Source organism: Pseudomonas sp. MPB26, assembly GCF_046605355.1.
Classification (GTDB): Bacteria; Pseudomonadota; Gammaproteobacteria; order Pseudomonadales; family Pseudomonadaceae; genus Aquipseudomonas; species Aquipseudomonas cedrina.
This window is the reverse complement of sequence record NZ_CP176793.1, coordinates 3,725,991-3,747,547: the sequence shown is the minus strand read 5'-3', so window position 1 is coordinate 3,747,547 and position 21,557 is coordinate 3,725,991. Positions and strand designations below refer to the sequence as shown.

Annotated in this window: 19 protein-coding genes; 3 read left to right on the top strand and 16 right to left on the bottom strand. The window is 59.9% G+C overall.

The genetic code is table 11. From position 1 onward, the window contains the following. Nucleotides 1-4: 4 nt before the first annotated feature. The 15 genes from ACLH0H_RS17415 to ACLH0H_RS17345 all read right to left on the bottom strand — a co-directional run bounded on the left by ACLH0H_RS17415 (nt 5) and on the right by ACLH0H_RS17345 (nt 17,828). Nucleotides 5-1,480: a sigma-54 dependent transcriptional regulator gene (locus ACLH0H_RS17415; protein WP_411378942.1), complete on the bottom strand. Its 1,476-nt coding sequence runs from the start codon at nt 1,478-1,480 to the stop codon at nt 5-7. A 165-nt stretch (nt 1,481-1,645) separates the two neighbouring features. Beyond that, on the bottom strand, nt 1,646-1,942 hold the full coding sequence (locus tag ACLH0H_RS17410; protein WP_411378941.1) for a flagellar protein FliT: 297 nt from the start codon (nt 1,940-1,942) through the stop codon (nt 1,646-1,648). A gap of 25 nt (nt 1,943-1,967) precedes the next feature. Next, nucleotides 1,968-2,372, bottom strand: coding sequence for a flagellar export chaperone FliS (fliS, locus tag ACLH0H_RS17405; protein ID WP_411378940.1), 405 nt, complete (start codon nt 2,370-2,372; stop codon nt 1,968-1,970). A gap of 140 nt (nt 2,373-2,512) precedes the next feature. Beyond that, complete coding sequence (gene fliD / locus ACLH0H_RS17400; protein ID WP_411378939.1) at nt 2,513-3,916, bottom strand: flagellar filament capping protein FliD; 1,404 nt, start codon at nt 3,914-3,916, stop codon at nt 2,513-2,515. A gap of 79 nt (nt 3,917-3,995) precedes the next feature. After that, on the bottom strand, nt 3,996-4,346 hold the full coding sequence (locus tag ACLH0H_RS17395) for a flagellar protein FlaG (protein WP_411378938.1): 351 nt from the start codon (nt 4,344-4,346) through the stop codon (nt 3,996-3,998). A gap of 74 nt (nt 4,347-4,420) precedes the next feature. Continuing rightward, nucleotides 4,421-5,839: a flagellin gene (locus ACLH0H_RS17390; protein WP_411378937.1), complete on the bottom strand. Its 1,419-nt coding sequence runs from the start codon at nt 5,837-5,839 to the stop codon at nt 4,421-4,423. Between the two features lie 478 nt (nt 5,840-6,317). Then, nucleotides 6,318-7,247, bottom strand: a complete 930-nt coding sequence (locus tag ACLH0H_RS17385) for a ketoacyl-ACP synthase III (protein ID WP_411378936.1) — start codon at nt 7,245-7,247, stop codon at nt 6,318-6,320. A 276-nt stretch (nt 7,248-7,523) separates the two neighbouring features. Then, nucleotides 7,524-9,128 (bottom strand): flagellar hook-associated protein 3, encoded by a 1,605-nt coding sequence (locus ACLH0H_RS17380; protein ID WP_411378935.1) that lies wholly within the window; start codon nt 9,126-9,128, stop codon nt 7,524-7,526. A 14-nt stretch (nt 9,129-9,142) separates the two neighbouring features. After that, complete coding sequence (gene flgK, locus ACLH0H_RS17375) at nt 9,143-11,191, bottom strand: flagellar hook-associated protein FlgK (protein ID WP_411378934.1); 2,049 nt, start codon at nt 11,189-11,191, stop codon at nt 9,143-9,145. A gap of 10 nt (nt 11,192-11,201) precedes the next feature. After that, entirely contained in the window at nt 11,202-12,473 is a 1,272-nt protein-coding gene (flgJ, locus tag ACLH0H_RS17370) for a flagellar assembly peptidoglycan hydrolase FlgJ (RefSeq protein ID WP_411378933.1), read from the bottom strand. A gap of 4 nt (nt 12,474-12,477) precedes the next feature. Next, nucleotides 12,478-13,566 (bottom strand): flagellar basal body P-ring protein FlgI, encoded by a 1,089-nt coding sequence (locus tag ACLH0H_RS17365; RefSeq protein ID WP_411382429.1) that lies wholly within the window; start codon nt 13,564-13,566, stop codon nt 12,478-12,480. 27 nt (nt 13,567-13,593) lie between these two features. Next, a complete protein-coding gene (flgH, locus tag ACLH0H_RS17360) occupies nt 13,594-14,289 on the bottom strand; it encodes a flagellar basal body L-ring protein FlgH (RefSeq protein WP_169376323.1) in 696 nt (231 codons plus the stop codon). A gap of 53 nt (nt 14,290-14,342) precedes the next feature. Next, on the bottom strand, nt 14,343-15,128 hold the full coding sequence (gene flgG / locus ACLH0H_RS17355) for a flagellar basal-body rod protein FlgG (RefSeq protein ID WP_411378932.1): 786 nt from the start codon (nt 15,126-15,128) through the stop codon (nt 14,343-14,345). Nucleotides 15,129-15,194: 66 nt separating this feature from the next. Then, nucleotides 15,195-15,935 carry a flagellar basal body rod protein FlgF gene (locus tag ACLH0H_RS17350; RefSeq protein WP_169376321.1) on the bottom strand — a complete coding sequence of 247 codons (741 nt, stop codon included), beginning with the start codon at nt 15,933-15,935 and terminating at the stop codon, nt 15,195-15,197. A 330-nt stretch (nt 15,936-16,265) separates the two neighbouring features. Beyond that, complete coding sequence (locus tag ACLH0H_RS17345) at nt 16,266-17,828, bottom strand: sigma-54-dependent transcriptional regulator (RefSeq protein WP_411378931.1); 1,563 nt, start codon at nt 17,826-17,828, stop codon at nt 16,266-16,268. Nucleotides 17,829-18,084: 256 nt separating this feature from the next. Here ACLH0H_RS17345 and phhA point away from each other — a divergent pair, with 256 nt between their 5' ends. From phhA to ACLH0H_RS17330, 3 genes are all read left to right on the top strand, one after another. After that, entirely contained in the window at nt 18,085-18,876 is a 792-nt protein-coding gene (gene phhA / locus ACLH0H_RS17340; RefSeq protein WP_411378930.1) for a phenylalanine 4-monooxygenase, read from the top strand. A 99-nt stretch (nt 18,877-18,975) separates the two neighbouring features. Next, the gene (locus ACLH0H_RS17335; RefSeq protein WP_010208721.1) at nt 18,976-19,332 is read left to right on the top strand and encodes a 4a-hydroxytetrahydrobiopterin dehydratase; all 357 of its coding nucleotides are present in this window, start codon (nt 18,976-18,978) and stop codon (nt 19,330-19,332) included. Beyond that, nucleotides 19,332-20,528 carry an amino acid aminotransferase gene (locus ACLH0H_RS17330; protein WP_411378929.1) on the top strand — a complete coding sequence of 399 codons (1,197 nt, stop codon included), beginning with the start codon at nt 19,332-19,334 and terminating at the stop codon, nt 20,526-20,528. The genes ACLH0H_RS17335 and ACLH0H_RS17330 overlap by 1 nt, the downstream gene beginning before the upstream one ends. Nucleotides 20,529-20,656: 128 nt before the next feature. Here the strand turns inward: ACLH0H_RS17330 and ACLH0H_RS17325 are convergent, their stop codons facing one another. Then, nucleotides 20,657-21,466 (bottom strand): UDP-2,3-diacylglucosamine diphosphatase, encoded by an 810-nt coding sequence (locus ACLH0H_RS17325; RefSeq protein WP_411378928.1) that lies wholly within the window; start codon nt 21,464-21,466, stop codon nt 20,657-20,659. Between the last annotated feature and the right edge of the window lie 91 nt (nt 21,467-21,557).

The following is a 21,557-nucleotide window of genomic DNA, read 5'->3' as shown; positions in this document are numbered from 1 at the left end:
GGCGTCAATCATCCGCCTGTTCATCACCTTCTTTGCGGCTCATGCCGTACTTGCGCATCTTCTCCACCAGGGTGGTGCGACGGATACGCAGGCGCTCGGCGGCACGCGCGACGATGCCGTTGGCGTCGTCCAAGGCCTGCTGGATAAGGCCCTGCTCAAGGTTGCCGAGGTAGTCCTTCAGGTCCAGGCCTTCGGGCGGCAGCATGGCGGTGGAACCGAAGTCCGGGGTGTGGCCGTTGATGGCGACCCGCTCTTCCATGTCGCTGCGCAGGCTGTCGACCAGTTGCTCGTCTTCGTCGTCGACGTAGCGGAATTTCTTCGGCAACTCGACCACGCCGATCACACCGTAGGGGTGCATGATCGCCATGCGCTCCACCAGGTTGGCCAGCTCACGCACGTTGCCCGGCCAGGCGTGGCGGCACAGGGACATGATCGCGGCGGAGTTGAAACGGATCGAGCCGCGCTTTTCGTGTTCCATGCGCGAGATCAGTTCGTTCATCAGTAACGGGATGTCTTCCACGCGCTCACGCAGCGGGGCCATCTCGATCGGGAAGACGTTGAGGCGGTAGTACAGGTCTTCGCGGAAGCTGCCGACCTCGATCATGCTTTCGAGGTTCTTGTGGGTCGCCGCAATGATGCGCACGTCGACGCTCTGGGTCTTGTTGCTGCCCACGCGCTCGAAGGTGCGTTCCTGCAACACGCGCAGCAGCTTGACCTGCATCGGCAACGGCATGTCGCCGATTTCGTCAAGGAACAGCGTGCCACCGTTGGCCAGCTCAAAACGCCCGGCACGGCTGGTGATGGCCCCGGTAAAGGCGCCCTTCTCGTGGCCGAACAATTCGCTTTCGAGCAGCTCCGCCGGGATCGCCCCGCAGTTGACCGGCACAAAAGGCCCGTCGCGGCGCTTGGAGTGATAATGCAGGTTGCGCGCAACCACTTCCTTGCCGGTGCCGGACTCGCCGAGGATCAACACGCTGGCGTCGGTATCGGCCACCTGCTGCATCATCTGGCGCACGTGCTGAATGGCGCGGCTGGTGCCCACAAGGCTGCGGAACAGGTTGGGTTCGCGATGGCGACCGCGTTCGCGGGCCTGGTCGTACATCTCGCGATAGACCTGGGCACGGTGCAGGGAATCGAGCAATTTGCTGTAGCTGGGCGGCATTTCCAGGGTGGAGAGCACGCGGCGACGCTGGTCTTCCGGCAGGTCGATAGAAGAAATATCGCCCATCAGCAACACCGGAAGGAACTCATCCCAGGTAGACAGTGTCTTTAACAAGCCCAAAACAGCGCCAGGAGCGTTTACCGTCCCGATCAGCACACAGATGACTTCACGGCTCGATGACAACGAGCTGACAGCCTGCTGCCAATCATGGCTGCCGCAGGGTAAATTTTCTTCGCCGAGAAAATTTAAAATCACCGCCAAATCGCGGCGGCGGACGCTATCGTCATCGATCAGCAGAATTTTGGTTTCACGCCACATGCAATAGCAACTTCCCTAGTAAAACTTCCTGCCCGTGAGAGCAATCGAGACGGCTGTAGGACTTCTTACTCTATAGACGTCTGAAATCTTAAAACAGCACTAGTTAAGTCAAAAAAGCTGGCACGGTCAAATTTATGACGCGCCGGTCGGTTTAACCGCGCCCGTTCAACCAAACAGATGGTAGACCTTTGACGCGTTTTTCGCCTGGTTGATCTGCGACATCTCTTCGAAAATCGCCTGACGCTCGCCCGTCGTCACCTCAAGCAGCTGCTGGTACACCGTCAACAGACTCTCAAGCTTCTCGCGCAGCGCATCTTCATCCACCGGCGCTTCGCTGAGCACCTCGTCAATCACGCCACGACAGCCCATGTCCAGTTCGCCGATGGCGTCCCAGTTACGGTCCGCCAGCGCGCCGATCAGCGCCTCACGGGTTTCATCAATGCGTTGCAGTGCTTGGCTCATGGCGTGTTCCTCAAGGCCTGAGGCCTTATTGTGCTGCTGCCTGTGGCGGGTCGATGGCATCCCAACCCTCTTTCACGGTGATCAGCAACTGCGCGACTTCATCAATTATGTCGGCATCATTGTGCAGATTGGCTTCCATCAGCCGGTTGGTCATGTACACATACAGACTTTCCAGGCGCTGAACGTATTCCTTGCTGTCACTTTTTTCTGCATTCAGGCCATCACGCAGACCAATAATGATATCGGTAGCCTTGCCCAACAGAAGGCCCTTCTGCGCAATATCACCACGCGCCAGGGCACCCTTGGCCTGGGCCATCCGGTCCAGGCCGCCTTCCAACAGCAGCTGCACCAGGCGATGCGGGCTGGCTTCGGAGATTTGAGCGTGGGAATTGACCTTCTGGTACTGGCGAAGGGCTCTCATGGGATTCATGTTTCTACCTCGTGGAAAGCAACAGCAAGAAGGGTTTCAATAACAATTATGTCGACTCGATTGCAAAATACTTTAGCCCAATGGCCGCATAAAGAAGAAAGCCCAGGTCAATGGACCCGGGCTTTTTTTCAACCGATCAATCAGTTGTCGCTGTTTTTCGAATTACTGATCGCACTGAGCGTGCCGAGAATACTGCTGCTCTGTTGACGCAGTTGCGCGACCAGCGTGTCCATCGCGGTGTATTTACGAGTCAGGGAATCCTGCATTGTCGTAATACGTTCATCCAGGCTGGTCTGATCCTTGATCAAGTCCTTCAGGCTTTCGGACAACGACGCAGTGCGCGTGGCCAGGATTCCGGTGGAGGGCTTGGCGTAAACATCGGTGGCCGCCGTCATACGTGCCAGCATACCGGTCTTGCCGCTGAAGATACTTGTGATATCGGCAGCATTGGTCAACACCGCCTTGTCCCACCGCTTGGCATCGATGCTCAGCGCGCCAGTGTCCTGGTCAGAGGTCACACCGAATTGCGCCAGCGACTTGAAGGTACCGTTGCCGGACAGCGCGTTGAACTCGTTGCGAATCGCCGACTGCAGCGTGCGCATGGTCGCATCGCCGGTCAGCGTCGCAGCAATGGAGTTACCCGCCGCATCCTTGGTCACCTTGGTCTCGGCGTTCATCGCCTTGAGCAACGCGTTGTAGGTGTCGACGAAGCCCTTAACCCCGGATTTGAGCGCAGTGGTGCTCGTGCTGACCGAGATGGTCAGGGCAGTACGTGTCGTGGAGTTAGCATCCGAGGGCGTGGTCAAAGGCGACACCGTCAGCAATTTGATGCTTACGCCACTCACTGCATCGGAAATGCTGTTGCTCGTGGATTCCGCCGCAATATTATCAATGGTGTACTTGGCGTTCTGAGGCACATCGACCACTTTGTAGCCGGTATCAATCCCGGAGTTGCCCGACAGTGTCAGGTCCGAGCCTACCCCGCCTTTAGTGGACGTCAGGATCAGACGCGAACCGTTGGAGTCGGTGAGGATGTTGGCACTCAGCCCCGAGGTGCCGAACGTTGAGTTGATCGAGTCGCGCACCTGTTGCAAGGTGGCCCCGGCCGGCACTTTCAGGTCGAACTTCTTGCCCGACTGGGTGATGGTCAGGGTGGTTGCCTTGTCGGTGCTGTTGACGACAGTGGACTGGCCACCGGCGTAACTGGCGGTCGACAACTTCGAAGGCATTGCCAGCTGGTTGACGATCAGCGAAAAGCTGCCGTTGGCCGCGCCCTGGTTGGCGGTCATGGTGGCCACCTTTTCGTCCGAAGACGTACCGGTCAAGCCACTGAAGCTGCTGTCGGTGCCCATGCTGGTCAGCGCACCACGGAAGGCGTCCAGAGCAGCCTGGATCTTGCCGATCGACGACAGCTGGGTCGTTGCCTTCTGCGACTGCAGGTTGATCTGCGCTTGTTTCGGCGCTCGTTCGGCATCCACCAGGGACTTCACAATCGCCTGGGTGTCGAAGCCCGACCCCACGCCAGTAATCGTTGTACCCGCCATCATCTTTCTCCTAGTTGGTGGCTGCCGTTATGTTGACGAATATCGCTTCAACGGCGACAGCAACAAGTTTCATGCCAGCTCACGCCTTGTCGTCAAACAACACGTGACTGGCACTGGACAAACTTTGCGCCAGCTTCAGGGCCGTTTCCGAAGGGATCTGGCGAATCACCTCACCGGTGTCGGTGGCAATGACCTTGACCACAACCTGGTGAGTGGAATCATCAATGGAAAAATCCAGATTGCGCTGGGCCGCTTGTACGAATTCTTTAATATCTGTGACCGCTTTTTTCAGATCGTCCTGTGAGGACGGGCCTGCAGTTGGCGCGACCGCTTCAACCTTGCTCTTATCTTTGTCCGCAATCACAGGTGCCGCAGTGCCCTGAAGGGCCAGCGGCGGATAAGACAAGTTCAGTTTTACATTCATGTCCATGCCCAATCTCCTCTGATTGGAAAAGACAAAAGGGCACGTAAACGCGCCCTTCCGTCAGTTACCCGCTACCGTTATTACTGAAGCAGCTTCAGTACAGCGGATGGCAGTTGGTTGGCCTGCGACAGGATCGCGGTGGAAGCCGACTGCAGGGTTTGCTGCTTGGTCAGTTCAGCGGCTTCGGAAGCGAAGTCGACGTCCTGAAGCGTACTACGGGCAGCCGTGCTGTTTTTCTGAATGTTGGACAGGTTATCTACAGTGCTGGTCAGACGGTTTTGTACAGCGCCCAGACCCGAACGGGAGCTGGAGATGGTAGCGATGGCCTGGTCGATCACGGAAACAGCGTTCTGTGCCTTGGTGGCATCGGTCACGTCGGTCTGCGATACGGAAGTCTTGGCCGAAGCTGCCGAAGTGGCGGCACCGAAGACACCGGTCACACCCGCGCCTTCCAGGGAGTAGCCCTTGGAGGAGTTCATGTTTACAGCACCAGTGGCGATCAAGCCGTCAGCCAGGGCGACGCCTGTGCCGAAAGCGCCGGCGCCATCTTTGGTGGCGACGGTGATGGTGCCCGCAGCGGTCGAAGCGCTGAACGCCAGGTTTTCACCGGTATCGGATTTAACCGACAGGGTATTTTTGGCTTCATCGTAGTTAACGCTGATACCCAGTTTGGCGGAGTTCGACTTCAGTTGGTCAGCCAGGCTGGCGGTATCTTTTACGCCAACGAACGTGGTGGCTTGGCCGCCAACGGTCATGGTGAACGAAGCTGGAGCAGCCGCAGCGCCAGCGCCTACTTCGAACTGAGCTTCGGTGCTGGCGGTAGCGCTCAGGCCACCGACGGCGCCGTTCAGTTGAGCGGCAATGGTTTTAGCCGATGCGCCAGCAGCCACAGTGACGCTGGAAGTCTGGCCATTACCGGTAACCGCGATTGCGCCGCCAGCGACACCCGTGGTGCTTGGGGCGATACCCAGGCTGTTGATCTGCTGCGAACCAATGTTGTTGGCTGCAACGTTCTCCAGGCTCAGGCCGATGGTTTCGTTAGCGTTGGCGCCAACCTGGATGGACTTGGTACCGTACGAACCGTCCAGCAGCTTCTGGCCACCGAAGGTAGTGGTTTGTGCGATACGGGTCAGTTCCGAAGTCAGAGCCTGGTATTCGTCGTTGTTCGACTTACGGTCGTCGTTGCTCAGGGAGCCAGTCGCCGAAGACAGAGCCAGGGTACGCATTTTTTGCAGAATGTCGGTCGAAGCCTGCATTGCGCCTTCAGCGGTCTGCGCGATGGAGATACCATCGTTGGCGTTCTTGATGGCTTGACCCAGGCCATTGATCTGGCTGGTCATACGGGTGGCGATACCCAGATCGGCTGCGCCGTCTTTAGCGCTGTTGATACGCAGGCCGGAAGACAGGCGCTGCATGGAAGTGGCCAGGGCGCCGCCAGCTTTGTTCAGGTTGCCCTGAGTAGTGATCGAAGCAATGTTGGTGTTTACTGTTAAAGCCATGACGAAATCCTCGATGGATGGATACTGCGGCTTCCGGCCCTGGCAACCGCCGGGTGTGGCCTGAGAACCTACGTAATAGTTATCGTCGTGGTAGCCGGTTGCTTGAGTCTTTTTTTGAAATTTTTTACTAGCACCGTGCCACCCCTTGCATTTCAATGGGTTACAGCGGCCCAAAGCCCCGGATTCATTGGCTTTTCTGGCGCCAATAAAAAAACGCCGATGATTGCACGATCAGTATCACCACTGAGGCGGACGACATTTCACACCTCTCCCCACCTCCTGACCTATAAGCCTGCCTCGAGTGGACATAACTTTCAGTAGCTGGCGAATCTCTTGTGGCGAGCGGGCTTGTTGTGGCAAGCCCGCTCGCCACAACAAGCCCGCTCGCCACAGACCCACAGAGATGTAGGGCAATCGCCCAATAAAAAACGCCCATGACCTTTCGGTCATGGGCGTTTTTATGCAGCCTATTAGCGTGTCACGGACGGTAAAGAATCGCCGAACCCCACGACAGGCCCACACCAAAACCGCTGATAGCCACGCGCTTCCAGGTGGCGTCCATTACGTGCTTTTCCAGCAACAACGGAATGCTCGACGACACGGTGTTGCCGGTCTCGACCATGTCCTTGATGAACTTGTCCACGGGCGCATCTTCGAAACGCCGCGCCACGGCATCGACAATCGCAGCACTGCCCTGGTGAATGCAGAAGGCATCAATGTCGTCAGCCTTGAGATCCGACTCATTGAGCAACTCGTGCAGATGCGCGGGCACCTTGAGCAAGGCGAAGTTGAACACTTGGCGACCGTTCATGAAGAACACACCGTTGCTGACCTTAAGGTGCGGCGCGCCGGAACCGTCGGTGCCGAACTTGGCCTTGCCCAACACCCATGGGGCGTCTTCGCCCATCCAGGTAGCGGTGGCGGCATCGCCGAACAACATGGTGGTATTGCGATCTTCCGGGTCGACGATCTTGGAGTACGGGTCGGCGGTGACCAGCAGGCCGTTTTTCAGGCCGGCGGCTTCCATGAAGCCCTTCATCGCGTAGATGCCGTAGACGTAGCCGGAGCAGCCCAGGGAAATATCAAACGCCGCGACATGCGTCGGCAGGCCCAGTTTGTCCTGGACGATGGCGGCGGTGTGGGGCAACCCCTCTTCATCGCCGTTCTGGGTGACGACGATCAGCGCGTCAATCGACTCGCGCTTCAAATCCGGGTTGTTGGCAAACAACGCGTTGACCGCTTCGACACACAGATCGGATGTCTCCTGCGTGGCTTCCTTGCGCGGCAGGAACGCCGAACCGATCTTGCCAATGATAAATTCTTCATCCTTGGCGAACTTGGCACCCTGGGCGTAGTTATCGATCCCGTCTACCGGCACGTAACTGGCGATGCTTTTTATGCCAATCATTGTGGCTTCCCAATACTAAATAGCTGGAGAACACCCCAGAGCCTGCGCCCGGAGTGCTGACAATAAAGGGGATAACCCCATAAAAATCTCGCTGAAAGCCGTCCCGCAAGGATCCTGTGACGCCTTATCCTTTTCACACGATACAGTGAAGATGCGCTTTATGACTCGCAGGTCACTCAATTGTGTGTGCTTTACGCAAAACCTTCAAACAATTAAACCCCGCAAACGACAACGGCCCGCCCTGTTTCCAGGGCGGGCCGCTTGACGTAACGCCACTTACATCTTGTTGAACAGGCTCAACTGCGAGATTTTCACGAAAGCCAGCTGCGAAGCCTGCAACATGGTCTGCTGCAGCGACAGGTTGATCGCTGCTTCACCCATGTCGATGTTGGCCAGTTCACTCATGGTGCTGGTGTTGGCAATCGTGAGGCTGGTATTTCCATCGGCCTGAATATCCAGCGCGTTGCCCCGCGCACCGATGGAGCCGCGCACATTGACAATCTGCGAGGTCGAGTTGGCGAGGTTGGCGATGGACGTATCCAGCACATCCTTGAGCTTGACGGTCGCCGCCGGATTGCCATCGGCGGGCATTTCCAGCGCGCGGCGCAATTGGCCCAGGGTGTCCAGCGCATTCTGGGTCTTCTGGGTATTGGCGCCGACGGAGAATTGATCACCCGCCTGCGGTGGCCCGGCACTCACGTCAAAGGTCACCCCGGCCGCCGTTACCGTGGTGCCACCGCCGGTATCGCCCGTGGCAATGGATTTGCTGTCGGAGGTGAAAGGCTGGGCATACACCTCGTAGGCCGTCGCGCTGGTGAACTTGATAATCGCCCCGCTGTTGGTCGGGAACGTGCTGGTGTAATCAGCCTGGCTGGATACGCGAGCGCCGGTCAATTGCGCACTCGACGCATTGCTGGGGGTACGCGAAACGCTGAACGTATCGGGCTTGGACTCCAGGCTGAACGTACGATCCTTGACCAGCACGTCGGAGGGGGCGCCTGGCGCGACGTCCTCGCCAAGTCGCATGGTGATATCGAATTTCACGCCGCGCAGAGCAACACTCGAGCTGCCTTCCTTGGTGGCGTCGAACGTGCCGTTGCCGGGAATCTCGGAGGTGACGTCGATGCCGTTTTTATCCGCCACCTTAAATTGCGTGCTGCTGGTGAACGTCAACTTGTAGGGCTGGCCATCGGCGAATTTACCCGCGTAGTCAGCACTGGAGGTGACCAGGCCAGCCGACAGCGCAACCTTGTTGTCGTTGATGGTCGGCGGCACGGTCTGCGGCACCGGCGCCAGCCATGGGGCCTGGGTGCGACCCGAGTTGGCCGCGCCCTCCAGGACCGTCTTGCCGGTATCGCCGGCGCTGACGGTCAGCGTATTGGAAATTTGCAGACTCAGCGGGGTTTCATCGCCCTGGTAGCTGTAGGTGCCATCGTTGTTGCGCGCATAAGGCGGCGTCTGGGTCTTGGATCCGGAAAACAAATAGTTGCCGGACGAGTCCTTGCTGTTAAGCAAGCCCAACACCTGATCCTCAATCGCACCGATCTCGCTGGCAACCGACCGGCGATCGGCGTCGCTGCCAGAACCACCGGCACGCAGGGCCAATTCAGTGGCGCGCTGCATGGCGTCACTGATCGCGCTCAAGATGCTCTCTTCGTTGTTCAGCGAATTCTTGAGAGTGGTGATATTGGCGCTGTGCTGGGTCAACATATCTTTCTGTTGCTGCAGCATCAGGAGCCGCGCCGCCGCTACCGGGTCATCAGCCGCGGTTTGCACGCGCACACCGCTGCTGGCCTGGTCTTGAGCCTTGACCACACCTGAATAGTTGCTCGAATACTTGGCGGAGCTGGTTTCGAAATACTGCTGAGTAGAAATGCGCATCGTCCCTGGCTCCCTTAAAGACTATTGATCAACGTGCTGAAGGTTTCTTGCGCAGCCTTGATGATCTGCGACGACGCCGTGTAGTACTGCTGGAATTTGATCATGTCACCCGCCTCTTCATCCAGGTTGACCTGGGACACGGAATTGCGTGCGTTCTTGTTGGCGGTCAGCAGTGCGCCTGTGGCCGTGGTGTCGGTGCCGGCCGCAGCGGCCTTGGCGCCGACAGTGGACACCAGCTTACTGTTGGCGCCCACCAGGCTGGTACCGCCGCTGCCATCGGCCGCGGTACCTACGGTCGCCTTGGTCTGCAGGGCCGACAACTGAAGGGCGTTGCGGTTGTCGGACTTGCCCGCGGCATTGAACGAGAAAGAAGTGCTGTCGCCGTCGGCCGGCGAACCGCCCACCGTGGTGTCGAAGCCGAAACTGGCAGCCGGCACCACCAAGGCACCGCTGGCATCACGCATCGGCACATTGACGGTGATTTTGTTGCCCTGGCCTGGAACAATGCTGCCGCTGCCGATCGGGTTACCCTGGGCATCGTTGAGCGCGTACGGCTGCGTGCCATCCGCCGCTGGTTTGCCGAATACCATCTTGACCGGCATCGAATGCTCAATCCCGACCTGCAACTGCGCGGTGGCGGCGCCGCCCTGGATATCCAGAGGAACGGTGAGGGTCGGCGGGGTGAAGTTGCCGGTACCCTGGTTGGTCTTGCTGCCTTCGCCCAGCAGCGGCGCGGCAAAGGCGAGCTTGGTCGCGTCGGTGAGGACGGTTCCGATCTCCTTGGCGCCGTTGGCGGTCGGGCTGACCTTGAAGCTGTCACCGACCTGCATCGCGCCCCCGGTAAGCGCCAGGGTGAAGCCATCGATCACCGCGGGCGGCGTCGCCGAAATATCAAAGTTGCCCATGGCTTTGCCATCGGAGCGCAACACCGTCACTTTGTTGGCATCGGCCGGGTCGCTGAAGGTGACCTTGTAATCGAAATTGGTCAGTTTGCTGGTGTCTTTGATGGTCACGCCCAGGCTGCCGGCGCCCTGGTTGCCTTGCGCGGCCTGACTGCGCAGGGCCACGGCCGCCGCACTGTTGATATTGGTGAACAACGAAGCGCCGAACTCGCCATTGAGGTCCAGCCCCTGGCCCAATTGGCTGTTGACGGTATCAGCCGTCACTACCGCGATGCGCCCCAGGTCATTGATCGCCGGGATCAACGCGTCGCTGCGATAACGCAACAGGCCGCCCATGCTGCCCCCGCTGAGCACGTTGCCCAGGTCGAGCTTGGTACCGCCGGGCGCATTGAGCTCGATGGTGTACTGGCTGGTGTCGCCTCTGCTCGGCACGGCGGAAATGGTGCTGAACTGGTCACCCAAAACCAGTGATTGCCCGCTGCCGGTACTGATACTGAACACACCGTTCTTTTCGGTGGCCGTCACGCCGATCAACTCATTGAGCGAACGCACGGCTTCGGCGCGCGAGTCGAGCAGGTTGGCCGGTGCGGTGTTGGTCGAACCCTGCACTTGATTGATCTGCTTGTTGAGCGAAGCAATCGATGCGGTCAACTGGTTGACCTGATCACTCATCGAGGCCAACTGGCCGTTGATGGTTTCCTTCTGCTGACTCAACTGGCTGGAGATCGTGTTGAAACGGTTGCTCAGGGTCTGCGCGCTGGTAATCAGAACCTGACGGGCGGTCACATCGCTCGGGTTACCCGAAGCCGTTTGCACCGCCGCAAAAAACGAACTGAGCACCGCCGACATACCGGTGGTCTTGTCCGACAGCGTCTTATCCACGGCGCTCACCTGGTCCAGGTAAGCCTTGGCATCGGCGTTGAGCGAGGTGCTGTTCTGGTAGGCCGTGTCCAGGTATTCGTTGTACACCCGGCGCACGTCGGCCAGGGTGGTGCCGCTGCCGATGAATACGCCGCCGAACGGGTTCGACGCGTTCGCGCTCTGGGTGGTCTGCTGACGCGAATAGCCGGCCGTATTGGCGTTGGCGATGTTATTACTCAAGACCGTCAACGATCCTTGAGCGGCGTTAAGCCCCGACATCCCGATATTGAGCAAACTCATGGTTCAGACCTTATAAAAGAGTGGTCGCGCCCGCGGCAGCGTAATTCTGGTAACTGTTCATGTTCTTGGCGATCTGCGAAATCTTGCTGGCGTAGTTCGGGTCGGTGGCGTAACCGGCCTTTTGCAACTCACGTACAAACTGTTCCGGGTTATCGGCCGAACTCAACACGTCTTTATAGCGATCATTGCTTTGCAACAACGTCACCAGGTCATGGAAGCTATCTTGGTAGGAGTCGTAGGAACGGAACTGCGCCGTTTCCTTGACCATTGCCCCGTCACGGAACTCGCTGGTGATTGCACGCGCCTTCTCGCCCTGCCAACTCTGGCCGGCCTTGATGCCGAACAGGTTATGGCTGCTGGTGCCGTCCTGGGCGCGCATCACCGATTTACCCCAACCGGTTTCCAGCGCAGCCTGGGCCACCAGGTACTTGGGATCGACACCAATGCGCTTGGCGGCCGCTTCGGCCATCGGCAACATGGTGGCGACGAATTCATCCTGCGAACTGAAGGCTTTCTTCGCCGGCGCCAACGGTGGCTGGGCCACGGCGCGGCTGTAAACCTGCATGCGGTCGCTGGGCACGCCAACGCGGCGCGCGGTGCTGTTGACCACATTGTCTTGCAAGGCGCTGTTACGCAGCGGCGCGGCCTTGGCTTCGGTGGCGACCTGGGTGGTCGGCACGATGCCGGCGAGCAGACGATCGGTCAGCTTGCTCGGCAAGGCGATACGACGCTGGTTCATCAAGGCGATGTCGTTGCTGTGGGAGGCCGCGGCGCCGCCCTGCGGTTCAGCCACGCGTATCGCCCACAGCGGCCGCTGGCCGTTGGAGCGGCCCAGTGGACCTTGTGCCTGGGTACCGGCGGCAATCTCGGTCGGCACATTGGCCTTCTTCGCAGGCTCAACCGCTGCCGGGCCCTGCAGGGTGGCGGCCTGGGCCTCCACCGGTTTGTTTTTTTGCATCTGGCGCATCAGCACGTCGGCCAGGCCGATACCGCCGCCTTCGCGAGACATCGAGACCGCCAGTTGCTGATCGTACATTTCCTGGTACTGTTTGGCCGCCGACGTGTTCATCGGGTTATCTTTGCCCAAAGTCTCGGTAGCCGAACGCATGGATTTGAGCATCTCGTTCAAAAACAGCGACTCGAACTCCTGCGCCACTTTGCGCATGTTGCCTTCGCTGTTCTTGTCGTCACCGACCTTCAGCTGGTTAAGCCGGTTCAAGTCGGAGTAAGACCCCGAGTCCGCCGTGCTGCTGATACCACTTTTGCGCATATCCATGGCCATGGCCTCAGATCACGATCAGGTCGGCTTGCAAGGCGCCGGCCTGTTTCAAAGCTTCGAGGATTGCCATCAAGTCGCCGGGCGCTGCGCCCACCTGGTTCACCGCGCGGACAATCTCATCCAGGGTGGTGCCGGGGCCGAACTTGAACATCGGCTTGGCTTCTTGCTGTGCATTGACGCGCGAACGCGGGACCACGGCAGTCTGGCCGTTGGACAACGGCCCAGGCTGGCTGACGATCGGGTCTTCGGTGATGGTCACGGTCAGGCTGCCGTGGGTCACCGCCGCCGGCGAGACCTTGACGTTCTGGCCGATCACGATGGTACCGGTACGCGAGTTGATGATGACTTTGGCCACCGCCTGGCCCGGGTCGACCTCGAGGTTTTCCAGGATCGACAGGTAGTCGACACGCTGGCTTGGGTCCAGCGGCGCCGTCACACGGATCGAGCCGCCGTCGATGGCCTGGGCCACGCCAGGGCCAAGCATGTCGTTGATCTTGTCGACCACGCGCTTGGCGGTGGTGAAGTCGGAGCGGTTGAGGTTCAAGGTCAGGCTGTTGCCCTGGTTGAAACCGCTGGGCACGGTGCGTTCAACCGTGGCGCCGCCGGGAATTCGCCCCGCCGACGGCACGTTGACGGTGATCTTCGAACCGTCGCGACCTTCGGCATCAAAGCCGCCCACCACCAGGTTGCCCTGAGCAATGGCGTAGACGTTGCCGTCGATACCCTTGAGGGGCGTCATCAGCAAGGTGCCGCCACGCAGGCTTTTGGAGTTACCGATGGACGACACGGTGATGTCCACCACCTGGCCCGGCTTGGAGAACGCCGGCAGGTCGGCACTGATCGACACCGCCGCGACGTTCTTGAGCTGCACGTTGCCCGAACCCGCCGGTACCTTGATGCCGAACTGCGAGAGCATGTTGTTGAAGGTCTGCAGGGTGAAAGGGGTCTGAGTGGTCTGGTCACCCGTACCGCTGAGCCCCACCACCAGGCCGTAACCGATCAACTGGTTGGAGCGCACGCCGGAGATGCTGGCGATGTCTTTCAGGCGTTCGGCCTGGGCGACGACGCTCAGGCTCAGCAACAATGCGGCCGCCATCAGCTGTTTGAGTTTCAAAGTGGCCACCTAGAAAGGGAACAGCGGGCTGAGGAAGAAACGGTCGAACCAGCCTGGCTGACTCGCATCGGCAAAAGCACCGGTACCGGAGTAGGTGATGCGCGCATCGGCAATCCGCGTGGACGGCACGGTGTTGTCGGTGGAGATGTCATCGGCGCGGACCATGCCGGCAATGCGCACCAGCTCGTCACCGGTATTGAGGGTCATCCACTTCTCACCGCGCACGGCGATGATGCCATTGGGCAATACATCGGCCACGGTCACGGTGATCGAACCGGTCAGGCTGTTGCCCTGCCCTGCCGCGCTCTTGCCGTTGGTGGCACGGTCGCCGCTGTAGCCGGCGTTCAAGCTCAAGTCGCCATCGCCCAGCGGGTTGTTGACGTTGGGCACGGCGCCGAACAGCGAGGTCAGGCTCAGACCGGCCTTGCTGGTCTTGCCGACCTGGGAGTTGGCATTCTTGCTGGCCTGGGTACGCTCGTTCAGGGTGATGGTAATGATGTCGCCGACCCGGAACGCCTTGCGGTCGCTGTACAGGTTCTGCTCGAAACCTGCCTGGTAAATCGAGCCATTATTGGCCGCAGCCGGCAGCGGCGTGCGCGGCAACACCGGCGCATAGTACGGGTCATTGGGTTTTGGCGTCGGGGCGACACAGCCCGCAAGCACGGCGATCCCACTCAATGCCAGAACAGAAACAAAGCGATTCATGACCCTAACCTCACGGTGTTGCCGGCGCCCCCGAGGGCGCCCATAGACTTGATTTACAGATTCTGCGTGACGAACGAGAGCATCTGGTCGGCGGTGGAGATCACCTTGGAGTTCATCTCGTAGGCGCGCTGGGTGGTGATCATGTTGACCATCTCCTCAACCGTGCTCACGTTGGAGGTTTCCAGGGTGCTTTGCAGCGTGGTGCCGAAACCGTTCAGGCCGGGGGTGCCGATTTGCGGCGCGCCGCTGGAGGCGGTTTCCAGGAACAGGTTGCCACCCATGGCCTGCAGGCCGGCCGGGTTGATGAAGTCGGCGGTCTGCAGGTTGCCGATCACCTGGGACGCCGGGTTGCCGGCCACGGTGATCGAGACGGTGCCATCGTTGCCGACGGTGAAGGTCTGCGCATCGGCTGGCACCACAATCGCAGGTTCCAGCGCGAAGCCGTTGGCGGTAACGATCTGGCCGTTGGAATCCAGGTGGAAAGTACCGTCACGGGTGTAGGACGTGGTCCCATCCGGTTGCAGGATCTGGAAGAAGCCTTTGCCGTTGATCGCCATGTCCAGCGGTTGGCCGGTCTGCTGCAGGTTACCGGCGGTGAAGTTCTTCTGGGTGCCGACGATTTTCACACCGGTACCCAGTTGCAGGCCCGATGGCAGCTCGCTGTCCTGGGTCGACTGGGCGCCAGGCTGGCGCTTGATCTGGTAGAGCAAGTCCTGGAACTCGGCGCGATCACGTTTGAAACCCGTGGTCGATACGTTGGCCAAGTTGTTGGAAATGGTGGTCAGGTTGGTGTCCTGGGCGGACAAACCTGTTTTGGCAACCCATAGAGCCGGAAGCATGCTGTTCTCCTCTGCGCGCCTGTTTGTTGGCGGCGCGTTACACAATTAGAATTCGGTGATTGCTCGTCAGCTCATTTGCATGACGCGCGTCATGGCCTGGTCATCTTCCTTGGCGCTGTTCATCATCTTGATGTGCAGCTCGAACTGTTTGGCGAGCGCCAACACTGCGGTCATCTCCTCCACCGCATTGACGTTGCTCGCCTGCAGGAAGCCCGAGTTCAGCGTGACGTTCGCGTCGGCCTGGGCCGGCTGGCCATCCTTGGTGTGGATGGTGCCGTCCAGGCCCTTGGTCATGTTCTTAAGGTCAGGCTGGACCAGCTTGATGCGGTCCACTTCAGCCATCACCCGTGGGCCTTCACCCATGGCGCGGATGCTGATGGTGCCGTCGGCGCCCACTTCGATCTTCTGCTGGGGCGGCACGGCAATCGGGCCACCGTTGCCCATGATCGGCATGCCGTTGCCGGCGCGCAGCACGCCCAGCGCATCAACGTTCATGCTGGCGCTGCGCACATAGGCTTCACCGCCATCCGGGGTCTGCACGGCCATCCAGCCGTCGCCGCTGACGGCCACGTCGAGGTCGCGACCGGTTTCGATCATCGCGCCGGGCGTGAAGTCAGTGGCCGGACGTTCGGTGAGAGCAAAGGCCCGCGCCGGAAAGCTGTCACCGAACACCGGCATCGAACGCGCCTGTTCCAGGTCACGTTGGAAACCATTGGTGGAAATGTTCGCCAGGTTGTTGGCATGGGCCTTCTGCGCCAGTGCATTCTGGCTGGCGCCGGTCATTGCCACATAAAGGTACTTGTCCACGCTTCTTCCTCTTTCTGACGGACGCTTGCCGCCCACCGCTGTACTGATGAGGCTTAAGCAATTTGCGAACCAACTTTGAAGAAGACGGTGAAGTGCAGGCGGGACGGGGGTTTGCGGGCAGGTATGCAGATTTAAGGGTCAGGTGAGAGTCGAAAAAACGGCGGACTACTGCCGCTTACGGCAAGTAGCGGTCCTACAAACGACAAAGATTCAATGTGGGAGCTGGCTTGCCTGCGATAGCGGCACTTCAGCTACTCCTGTAGTGCCTGGTCCATCGCTATCGCAGGCAAGCCAGCTCCCACAGTTTTCTGACCGTGTTCAGTCAGCTGATTATTTGCCAGCCTTGAGAATGTCGTAATCACGCAGCTTGTTGGCGATGGTGGTATGTGACACCCCCAACCGCTTGCCCAACTGCCGGCTGCTGGGATGCTGCGCATACAAACTTTCCAACACCGCCTTCTCGAAACGGCCGACGATCGCTTCAAGCCCTCCCTCCAGCGAAAAATCGCCAAGCGGCTGACGCACGCCGTAATCGGGCAAACGAATATGCTCAGCCTTGACCGTGCCGCCTTCGCACAGCGACACCGCTTGAAACAGCACGTTTTCCAACTGCCGCACATTGCCGGGCCAATGGTAGTGGCTCAAGCGATCCATCGCGGCGGGCGCCAGCTTGGGCAATGGGCAACCGATCTGTCGGCTGGCCTGGTCGAGAAAGTGCTCAACCAAAGGCGCCAAGCCATCCAGGCATTCACGCAAAGGCGGGATATGCAAGGACAGCACATTGAGCCGATGGTAGAGATCCTGGCGGAATTCACCCCGTGCGCAGAGTTCGGACAAGTCCACCTGGGTCGCACAGATCACCCGCACATCCAGGTACACCTCTTCATCACTGCCGACCCGCCGAAAGCAGCCGTCCTGCAAAAAGCGCAGCAATTTCACCTGCAAGCGCGCGCTCATCTCCCCGACACCGTCAAGAAACAAGGTACCGCCCGCCGTCAGCTCCAGCAGCCCCAGCTTGCCTTCGGCGCGTGCGCCTTCAAAGGCGCCGGGGCCGTAGCCGAACAGTTCGGTCTCGGCCATCGACTCGGGCAGGCCGGCGCAGTTAAGCGCCATCAACGGCGACTGCCCACGCGGGCTGGCCAGGTGGCAGGCGCGGGCCAACAGCTCTTTGCCCGTGCCGGTTTCGCCTTCTATTAATAGAGGCGCATCCAGCGGCGCCATGCGTCGGGCTTCACGGACCACGGCGGCCATGACCTTGGAACTTTGGAAGATGCTGTCAAAGCCGCGCAGTTCCTGTTTGCGCACATTGTAGATGCGCTCCCCCACGCGATCGGCACGGTGCAGGGTCAGCACGGCACCGGCCATGGCCTCGCTGTCATCGTGTTCGGAAGACTGCAGCGGCGCGATGTCCGCCAGGAACACGTCACCCTTGACCTTGACGCGCAGGCCATTGATTCGCGATTTGCTCGCTCGCACCAGCTCCGGCAAGTCAAAGTCCTCGGCATAGCGCGACAACGGAATGCCCGGCACCTCATCCACCCGCACCCCAAGCAACTGCGCCGCGGCGCGGTTGGCAGCGACGATGGAGCCGCCCATGTCGATCGACAACACCGGGAACTCCAGGGCACCGAGCAGTGCATTGAGCTCCATGTGCCGGCGCTCGCTGGGCATCAGCCCTACCCTTTTCACGCCAAATACGCCGGCAATCGCCTCGAACTGCGGGCGCAGCGCCTGGAACTGCATGTTCACAAGGTTAGGGCAGTACAGGTAAATGGCGTTGCCATGCTCACCGCCGACCTCGCCCTTGGCAACGTTGACGCCGTACTCCACCAGCAGGTTGAGAATGTCCCGCAGGATGCCGATGCGGTTCTGGCAGTGCACTTTGATACGCATGAAGAGGCTCGAAAGGTGGGTAGGCGCAGTGTCTTTTTGTCGCTGGCGCAGATAGTCGTCAAGATTATGTGACAGTCCCGAGGGATTTCCCAGCCCAACACCACGGTCATCCGCCTAAACGTAACGAATACTTTACGATAATCGGTAATTTTTCCTACATGTTGGCTGTTCAGGCGGATGGAATCTTGCCGCGCACGGGTTATCAATAAGCCCATAGCAGGACATAACAAGAACGAATGCCTAGCAGGAGAGCCGTATGAAGCAGACGCAATACGTGGCCCGCGAACCCGACGCGCAAGGCTTTATCCACTACTCGCCGGAAGAACACGCGGTGTGGAACACCTTGATCACTCGCCAGTTAAAAGTGATCGAGGGCCGTGCCTGCCAGGAATACCTGGACGGCATCGATAAGCTCGGCCTGCCACATGATCGCATTCCGCAACTCGGCGAAATCAATAAGGTGTTGGCCGAGACCACCGGCTGGCAAGTCGCCCGCGTACCGGCACTGATTCCCTTCCAGACTTTTTTCGAGTTGCTCGCCAGCAAGCAGTTTCCCGTGGCGACCTTTATTCGTACCCGTGAAGAACTGGATTATCTGCAAGAGCCGGATATTTTTCACGAGATCTTCGGCCACTGCCCTCTGCTGACCAACCCCTGGTTCGCCGAATTCACCCACACCTACGGCAAGCTCGGCCTGGCGGCCACCAAGGAGCAACGTGTCTACCTGGCGCGCCTGTACTGGATGACCATCGAGTTCGGCCTGGTGGACACGCCCCAAGGCCGGCGCATCTACGGTGGCGGCATCCTGTCGTCGCCCAGGGAGACGGTGTATAGCCTGTCTTCAGAGCCCGAGCATCAGGCGTTCGACCCGCTGGAAGCGATGCGCACGCCGTATCGCATCGACATTCTGCAACCGCTGTACTTCGTGCTGCCCGAACTCAAGCGCCTGTTCGACGTGGCGCAAGAAGACATCATGGGCATGGTCGAGCGCGGCATGCAGCTTGGGTTGCACGCACCGAAGTTTGCGCCCAAGCCCAAGGCTGCGTGAACCTCATATTTTGTGGCCAGGTGAGTCTTCTCCCTGGCCCCGCGTTGCTTTAGGGTGACGCCCACTGATCTTCAATCATTCGAATTCAGGACACCTCCCATGACCACCTTGAACCAAGCCCACTGCGAAGCCTGCCGCGCCGATGCCCCGCAAGTCAGCGATGAAGAGTTGCCGGTACTGCTCAAGCAGATCCCCGACTGGAACATCGAAGTGCGCGACGGCGTGATGCAATTGGAAAAGGTTTTCTTGTTCAAGAATTTCAAGTTCGCCCTGGCCTTTACCAACGCCATGGGTGAAATCTCCGAAGCCGAAGGCCATCACCCCGGCCTGCTTACCGAATGGGGCAAGGTCACCGTGACCTGGTGGAGCCACTCGATCAAGGGCTTGCACCGCAACGATTTCATCATGGCCGCGCGCACCGACGAAGTGGCCAAGGATGCCGAGGGCCGCAAGTAATGCACTTCGATGCCATTGGCCGCGTGCCCGGCGACCCGATCCTCGGGCTGATGGACCTGTACGCCCAGGATGCCAACCCGAACAAGTTCGACCTGGGCGTGGGCGTCTATAAGGATGACCAGGGCCTTACACCCATCCTGCATGCGGTCAAACTCGCCGAGCAGCGCCTGGTCGACACCCAAGCCACCAAGACCTACATCGGCGGCCACGGCAATGCCGCGTTCGGCACGCTGATCAGCGAACTGGTACTCGGAGCCGATTCCGCGCTGATTCGCGAACGCCGCGTCGGCGCCACCCAGACCCCGGGCGGCACCGGCGCGCTGCGCCTGAGCGCCGACTTCATCGCCCAGCACCTGCCCGGCCGTGGCGTATGGCTGAGCAACCCGACCTGGCCAATCCACGAGACCCTCTTTGCCAAGGCCGGCCTCAAGGTCAGCCATTACCCGTACGTGGGCGCTGATAATCGCCTGGACGTGACGGCGATGCTCGTCGCCCTGTCCAGCGTGCCGAAGGGCGATGTGGTGCTGCTGCACGCCTGCTGCCACAACCCGACCGGTTTCGACCTGTCCCAGGCTGACTGGCGCCAGGTGCTCGAGATCGTGCGCGAGCGCCAACTGTTGCCGTTGATCGACTTTGCCTACCAGGGCTTCGGCGATGGCCTGGAGCAGGACGCCTGGGCGGTGCGGCTGTTTGCCGCCGAGTTGCCGGAAGTCCTGGTCACCAGTTCCTGCTCGAAGAACTTTGGCCTGTACAGCGACCGCGTCGGCGCGTTGATCGTGTGCGCCGCGGATGCCGAGAAGCTGACGGATGTGCGCAGCCAGTTGGCGAATACCGCGCGCAACCTGTGGTCGACGCCGCCGGATCATGGCGCGGCAGTGGTCGCGGCCATCCTGGGCGATGCCGAGCTGAAAAAGCGCTGGAGCGAGGAAGTCGAAGCCATGCGCTCGCGGATTGCGCACTTGCGATCAGGTTTGGTGGAAGCGCTGGCGCCCCATGGTTTGTCGGAGCGGTTTGCGCACATTGGGGCGCAGCGCGGAATGTTTTCCTACACCGGTTTGAGCGCCGAGCAGGTCAGGCAACTGCGCGAGAAACACAGCGTATACATGGTCAGTTCCGGGCGGGCCAATGTGGCGGGGGTTGATGCGACGCGTCTTGCGGCGCTGGCTGAAGCCATCGCCGATGTCTGCAACTTGTAGCTGACGAAACACAATAAAACTGTGGGAGCGGGCTTGCTCGCGAATGCGGTGTATCAGCGAGTGCATCTGTAACTGACACACCGCATTCGCGAGCAAGCCCGCTCCCACAATTTGAACCGAGTTCGGCTTTAGCCCGCCACCATCTCGGCTTTCAGCAGCGCCGCTTTCGCCTGCGCATCCGCCAGCCGATACAACTCGATACTCCCGTCCCAGTGCTCGATCAACGCCGTGCACGACTCCACCCAATCCCCGCAGTTGAGGTAATCCACCTCGCCCACCTTGCGAATTTCCGCATGATGGATATGCCCGCAGACCACGCCATGCAGCTCGCGCTTGGTCACTTCGTGGGCGATGGCTTCTTCAAAATCGCTGATAAAGCTCACCGCCGTCTTGACCTTGTGCTTGAGGTACGCCGACAGCGACCAGTAACCGTAGCCATACCGCGCACGCCAATGGTTCAGCCAGCGGTTCAGCGTGAGGGTGAACTCGTAGGCCGAGTCGCCGAGGAACGCCAGCCAGCGGTGATAGCGGGTGATCACGTCGAATTGGTCACCGTGGATCACCAGCAAGTGGCGGCCATCGGCGGTCACGTGCACCGCTTCGTCCACCAACTGGATATTGCCCAGGATCAGCTTGGAGTAACGGCGCAGGAATTCATCGTGGTTGCCGGTGACGTAGATCACCTCGGTGCCGCGCTTGGCCATGGTCAACAGGCGGCGGATCACGTTGGTGTGGGCCTGGGGCCAATACATGCCGCTGCGCAGTTTCCAGCCGTCGATGATGTCCCCTACCAGGTACACCTTGTCGGCATGGTAGCCTTTGAGGAATTGCGATAAGTGTTCGGCCTGGCAATCCCGGGTGCCCAGGTGCACATCGGAAATCCACAGGGTTCGAACCCGTTGCTTGCGGCTGGGCTTGACGAACTCGGCACTGGTCATGGGCATCCCTCGACGGTGTTTTCGCGAGCTTGCGCCACAGCGGTTAATAGCCCATGACAACTGTGCGTCAGTCTGATGACAGCGCTCGACA